The organism is Variovorax sp. P4_D9 (assembly GCF_056401695.1).
The window spans coordinates 25040-31291 of the sequence record NZ_JBFUIU010000057.1; the positions used below are offsets into that span (position 1 = coordinate 25040).

Below are 6252 nucleotides of genomic sequence, written 5' to 3' on the forward strand. Positions count from 1 at the left end.
ACTGGTTGGACGAGAGTGCAGTTGACGTTAACCGTGGTGACGCTGGAGCCCACCCCCGGGACCGACCTGTGGGAGAAAGTGTCCGCGGTCGCGCAGCAGGTGCCCGGGCTGGAGGCGGTTCTGACGGTCTCCCCGCGGCGCTACTCGCGCGCGGCGGCGCCGCCACACTCCCCCGCGGGAGGCGCCCAGCAGGGACAGCTCGAGCGACTGCTGGTCCTCAACCTCCATGATGAGCTGCGCAAGGTCGCGGGCAAAAGCCTGGAATTCGAGCCGCCGTGCTTGGACGACGTGGCTTCCTACTTCTGCACGGGCGGAACGACCGGACTGCCCAGGATCGCCGTCCGGACGCACCGCACCGAAGCCGCGAACGCGATGCAGCTCGCCGCCATGTTCGGCGACAGTGGGCTTTCGGGCCCGCTGTTCTGCGGCCTGCCGCTCTTCCACGTGAATGCGCAGATCGGCACTGGATTGATGCCATGGGCCTTGGGTCGCCACGTGGTGCTCGGGACTCCTTCGGGCTTCCGCGCACCGGGATTGATCCCGCTGTTCTGGAGCATCGCAGAGTACTTCCGCTTGTGTTGCTTCTCGGGTGCCCCCACCGTTTATTCGGCCCTGATGGAGGTTCCGCCGCACGAGCACGATCTATCGTCGCTGCAGTTCGGCCTCTGCGGCGCCGCCCCTATGCCCTTCGAACTGATCAAGCGCTTCCAGGACGAGACGGGTGTGAAGATCCTGGAGGGATACGGTCTCACCGAGGGGGGCTGCGTCTCCACGATCAACCCGCCGGGGGGCGCAACCAAGGCCGGCGCGATCGGGATCCGCGTGCCATGGCAGGAAGTCAAGGTACTGGTGCTGGACGCGGCAGGGCGTTACGTCCGCGAGGCAGCGGTCGACGAAGTGGGCACGCTTGTAATCTCCGGTCCCAACCTGTTCCTCGGCTATCTGAACGCCGCCCACAACGAGGGCCTATGGATCGACATCCCGGCCGAGCGTGGCTATGCGGCCCGCCGCCGGTTGAACACCGGCGATACGGGGCGCTTGGATCGTGAGGGGTACTTCTGGCTGACCGGCCGCAGCAAGGAACTGATCATCCGGAGCGGCCACTACATCGATCCCAAGTTGATCGAGGAACCGATGCACGAACATCCCGCTGTCGCCCTGGCGGCGGCGATCGGGCGTCCCGACGCCCATGCCGGAGAGGTTCCCGTGGTTTACGTGCAACTGCGCCCCGGCGCATCGGCCTTGCCGGAGGAACTCATGGTTTGGGCGGAACGCACGATCGCGGAACGCGCCGCATGGCCGACCCAGGTACAGATCCTGCCGGCGCTTCCGACCACGCCGGTCGGCAAGATTTTCAAGCCGGCGCTGGTCGATCGCGAGATCGCGGCGGTGGTGAATGAGGAAGCACGGGCGGCAGGCGTGAGTCTGCGCGCATGCGAGGTCGTACGTGACGCGGCACGCGGCATCGTTGTGCGGTGGTCCGCGGCCGACAACGGGGAGGCGCTTGGCCAACGGCTCGCACGCTACATATTCCGGCAGGAACCCAGCTGACCCAGGCTGGTCCCTCCGCGCCCGCCTCAAGGCAGAATCCGCCTATGCAGAAAGAAGACCACCGGACCCGGGTTGCCGCGGAACGGCGCGAGAGGATGCGCAGGCGCCTGTTCGAAAGCGCCATTCAGCTCGTCGCCAAGAACGGGCCGGCGGCGACCTCCATCGACGACGTCATCCAGGCGGCCGAGGTCTCCCGGGGAACCTTCTACAAGTACTTCGACGCACTCGACACGTTCTTCGACGCGTTGGCCCTGGAGGTGGTGAACGACATCATCCGCATGGTGGAACCTGTTATGGCGCTTCGACGATTCGGCGCACCGGGCCTCGACGGGCAGGAGCCTGACCATCCGTCTTGCGATGACGAACCGCGAAATGGCCGCATTCCTGGTCCGGCTGGGGTAGCCGGAGATGCGCGGCGGCCGCGTGCCGCTCGACTTCGTCAAGCGCGATCTCGAACAAGGCATGCGTCAACGCTGCTTCGTCGACATGTCCACGCGCCTGGAAACGAACATCGTTTCCATGTCGGTCCTGGCGAGCGTGCACGCGATGCTGCCCATGCGCTCGCCGAAGAATTTCGCGCAGCAGTCGGTCGCCAGCGCCCTGCGAGCCCTGGGCGTCGAAGTGAAGGAAGCCGTTCGCATCGCAACAATGGAGTTGCCGGTGCCGGAACCCCTGGAGCGTGGGCTGCTCTGGCCCTGGACTACTGTACGCGTGGTCCGACGCGAAGCATCCGCAGGCAAACCGGTCACGGCGAGCTAGCTTAGCCCGGGCCAGGACAGGGGCGCCAATGGTTCGCATAGTGTCGCTTCCTCCACAAGGGACGCTTGGGGCGTATCGCGGCCGCATGCCGATGCATAATTGCAAAGTTAGGCATTTGGAATGACACACGATCGAACCAGCGGAACCCCGGCGCAAGAACTGGGCACTGAGCGCGGCGTCGCGCAGTACCAGCGGCTGGCGTCACTTCTGCGGCACCGAATCTCAAAAGCCGAGTACGCGCTCGGTTCGCAACTTCCGCCAATCACGCAGCTCGCGGCGGACCTGGGGGTTGCTGTCGTCAGCGTGCGGCAGGCCTACGAGTTGCTGGCGCGGGAGGGACTGATCCGCAGCAAGCGCGGCGTCGGCACCCACGTCGCAGCACTGCCGAATGCCACTTGCGACATCGAGCTGGCCATCAACGATCCGTTCGCCGAACCGGAAGCGCTGGCCTTCCAAATCCTCGAGATTCGCCGCGGTGTGCAGGTGCCGCCCGAGTTGCTCGGGGCTGAGGACCGGCCGGCCCGGGACAACGTCTGCGTGCGCAAACTGCACACCTATTCCGGCGAGCCGTTCTGCTATGCCGAGATCTACGTGCCGGCGGCCGTCTACGATGCCCTGCCCAGGGATGTCGCCCGCAAGCGCAAGCTGCTCGCTGCGGTGCTCGACGAGCTCGGCCCCCGCTGCAAGCGTGCGCGGCAGCGCATGACCGTAATGCCGGGGGACTATCCGGTGTGCGACATGCTGAAGATCCCGTTCGCCTCGCCCGTGGCGAAGATGTCGCGGCGCCTCCTCGATGCCAAGGGGGCGGTACTGTATGCAGGCATGACGTGGTATCGCGGCGACCGTTTCGTCTCAGAGATTGACGTGCCCGCGTCCGCCTTGAAGGCGGTGCCGGGCATCACCGAGCCGGCGCGGCGCCCGCTCGGCGGCCGCAACCCCGCCTGAAGTCCCCTCGGTTCTGAGCACTAGGGTAAATCCTGAGCTAGAGCCCGTAGCGTAATGTCTAAACTTCTAACATTAGACATTTAGGCCTGGAGACACACCATGTGGAAATCGATCGTCATGCTGGCGGCCGTCCTGCTCCCCCTGCAGGTGATGGCGGCTGACGCGCCTTACCCGGCCAAGCCAGTCAGAATCATCGTGCCATTCCCGGCCGGCAGCGGCACAGACGCGGGGGCCCGCGTGCTCGGCCAATGGCTCACCGCCAAGACCGGGCAGGCCGTCATCGTCGACAACCGACCGGGCGCTTCCGGGTTTATCGCGGCGCAGGCGGCGGCGGCTGCCGAGCCGGACGGGCACACCCTGCTCCTGACCACGAACACCACCCACGCCGCCAACCCGRCGATGTTCAAGAAGCTGCCCTACGACCCCGTGAAGGACTTCGAGCCGGTCAGCACGCTCGGCAGCATCGGGCTGCTGCTCCTGGTGCCGGCTGAGAGTCCTCACCGCGACATCCGCGGGCTCCTCGCGCACTTCCGAGCCGGTGGCAAGCCGATGAGCTTCGCCTATGGCAACTCCTCAAGCCGCATTGCGAGCGAACTGCTCAAGACGGCCACGGGCGCCGACCTGCTTGGCGTGCCCTACAAGGGGACGCCACAGGCCCTGACCGACCTCATGGGTGGGCAGATCGACTTCATGTTCTGCGACATCGGCCCGGCGCTGCCGCTCGTGATGAGCGGCAAGCTGCGCGCGCTGGCCACCTCGAGCGCCGATCGCGAACTGCTGCTGCGCGACGTTCCCACCTTGAAAGAAGCCGGCTTGAAGGACTTCGAGATGACGGTGTGGTCCGCGGTCTTCGTTCCCGCGAAGACGCCGAAGGACACGGTCGCGAAACTGAGCGAACTGCTGCGCGCGGCCATGGCCGACCCCGTGGTGCGCCAGGAGTTTTCCAGGACCGGCGGTCGCAGCCGCGGATCGACACCCGAGGAGCTGCGCGCATTCGTCGCATCCGAAATGGCCAAGTGGGCCGCCGCCGTCAAGACTGCAGGAATTCAACCAGAATGAAGCAAATCAACCCCATCGTGGTGAGGGCGGCCGACCTGGCCGCCTATTCGCCGGCCAACCACACCGGCACCTCCAACGTGCGCGTGATCGGACCCGAGACGGTCGGCGCGACGGCGCTCGAAGTGCTGATTGGCACGATCGTCAAGTCGCACGGCGCGAAGCCGCACGCCCATCCGTACCTGGAGCAATGCGCCTACATGATCGAAGGCACCGGCGAGTCGCAGGCGCAGGGCCGGGTCGATGCGCTTGGTCCCGGAAGCTGGAGCTATGCGCCGGCTGGCGTGTTCCATTCATTTCGGGTGACCAGCGACCAGCCGGGTCGGCTCCTCGTCGTGTACGCGCCGCCGTACGGCGAGAACCCGGCGCAGACGATCACCGTGCCGGAAGCGGCTTTGCCTGCATGCGGTGACGTCCGCGTGATCAACGCCGCAGACACGGACGCTCCAGGGCTGGTCCCGCTCATCGACGCCGAGAAGACCGGCGCGCGCTGGGTCGAGATCGGCGCGGTGCGCATGCGCGACGGAGATGCGCTCGAGTGCGCCGCCAGGCCCGACGCCGAGCAGGTGCTCTTTCTCGAACAAGGACAACTCCACGCAAGCGCGGCCGGGCAGGACTTCCAGCTCGCGCCGGGCGACTTCCTGTTTCTCCCACAAGGCGCCTCCGCGGACCTGCGCTGCCCGACCGGCCAGCGTGCGTCCGGATTTCTGATCAAGGGACGCGTCCCATCTTCCTCCCCCAACCCGGTCTGACGAAAGGAACTCCCATGACCGCACGACTGCCCACCCAACTGACCACCTTCACCGGCGCCCCGCTGCCGCTGCCTGCCATGCCGCAGGACCGGCTGCTCACCGTCAATTCAAACGACATCCCGCTGCTCAAGGACATCCTCGGTGTCCCCGGCATCCACATCAAGCCGCTGCGCCTGGACGCGGAGCGCGGAGAGTGGGTTTTCATGGCCGTTTGTGCCCCCGGTTGCGCTCTGCCGCTGCACTACCACACGGGCGCGGCGCACGTGTACACGCTCTCGGGCCGCTGGTGTTACCGCGAGTACCCCGATCAGCCGCAGACGGCAGGCTCGTACCTGTACGAGCCGGTCGGCTCGGTCCACACCTTCTACTGCCCGGAGGACAACACCGAGGACACGGTGGTCATCGCCTGGCTCGAAGGCGCGCAGGTCAGCTTCAACGACGATGGCACGTTCCACTCGCTCACTGACGCAGTCCTGGTTCAGCATCTGACCGAAACCATGGCGACGGCGCAGGGGATCGGCCCGATCGGCTACATCCGCGGCAAGGGCGCGGACGTGAACGGTTCCTGACCGCAAAGAGGAGCACGGGCCGCATGAAAGACGACTCGAACCAAGCCGGGCCTCTCGCAGGCCTGCGCATCATCGACATCACCGAAGTCGTCATGGGTCCTTCGGCGACCCAGATGCTGGCGGACCTCGGTGCCGATGTGATCAAGGTGGAGCCTCCCGGGGGCGACATGCTGCGCGCCACCGGTCCCGGCGGGCGCGCGGGCGCCGGCCCGCTGTTCCTCAACCTGAACCGCAACAAGCGCAGCATCGTGCTCGACTTGAAGCGCCCTGAAGGCAAGGAAGCGGCACTGAAGCTCGCGCAGACGGCCGACGCGCTGGTCTACAACGTGCGGCCGCAGGCGATGAAGCGCCTCGGGCTGGACTACGAAGCGGTGCGGCAGGTAAACCCGCGCATCGTCTATGTCGGCACCTTCGGCTTCAGCCAGCGCGGCCGCTATGCGGCCTCGCGCGCCTTCGACGACCTGATCCAGGCGGCCGTCGCGATTCCGGAGGCCAGCCTGCGAGCGGGATCGGACGTGCCGCGCTACGCCCCGCTCAACCTGTCGGATCGCGCGACGGGCCTGTACGCCTTCGGCGTGATCTGCGCGGCGCTCCTCGCGCGCGAACGAACGGGCCAAGGG

Annotated in this window: 7 protein-coding genes and 1 pseudogene; all 8 read left to right on the forward strand. The window is 66.6% G+C overall.

The features are described 5' to 3' along the window. Positions 1 to 21 precede the first annotated feature (21 nt). Complete coding sequence (locus tag AC1DY5_RS09180; protein ID WP_478110978.1) at positions 22 to 1551, forward strand: AMP-binding protein; 1530 nt, start codon at positions 22 to 24, stop codon at positions 1549 to 1551. A gap of 95 nt (positions 1552 to 1646) precedes the next feature. Further along, positions 1647 to 1733: pseudogene (locus tag AC1DY5_RS09185) on the forward strand (hypothetical protein); the annotation flags it as partial. Between the two features lie 241 nt (positions 1734 to 1974). Further along, positions 1975 to 2310, forward strand: coding sequence for a hypothetical protein (locus AC1DY5_RS09190; protein WP_478110985.1), 336 nt, complete (start codon positions 1975 to 1977; stop codon positions 2308 to 2310). A gap of 120 nt (positions 2311 to 2430) precedes the next feature. Beyond that, the gene (locus AC1DY5_RS09195) at positions 2431 to 3255 is read left to right on the forward strand and encodes a GntR family transcriptional regulator (protein WP_478110979.1); all 825 of its coding nucleotides are present in this window, start codon (positions 2431 to 2433) and stop codon (positions 3253 to 3255) included. Between the two features lie 99 nt (positions 3256 to 3354). Then, positions 3355 to 4314, forward strand: coding sequence for a Bug family tripartite tricarboxylate transporter substrate binding protein (locus AC1DY5_RS09200; protein WP_478110980.1), 960 nt, complete (start codon positions 3355 to 3357; stop codon positions 4312 to 4314). After that, positions 4311 to 5063: a cupin domain-containing protein gene (locus AC1DY5_RS09205; protein WP_478110981.1), complete on the forward strand. Its 753-nt coding sequence runs from the start codon at positions 4311 to 4313 to the stop codon at positions 5061 to 5063. Before AC1DY5_RS09200 ends, AC1DY5_RS09205 begins: the two co-directional genes overlap by 4 nt. Before the next feature lie 14 nt (positions 5064 to 5077). Beyond that, positions 5078 to 5632, forward strand: coding sequence for a 2,4'-dihydroxyacetophenone dioxygenase family protein (locus AC1DY5_RS09210; protein ID WP_478110982.1), 555 nt, complete (start codon positions 5078 to 5080; stop codon positions 5630 to 5632). A 23-nt stretch (positions 5633 to 5655) separates the two neighbouring features. Further along, positions 5656 to 6252: CaiB/BaiF CoA transferase family protein (locus tag AC1DY5_RS09215; protein ID WP_478110983.1), on the forward strand; the 597-nt coding region annotated here is incomplete at its 3' end.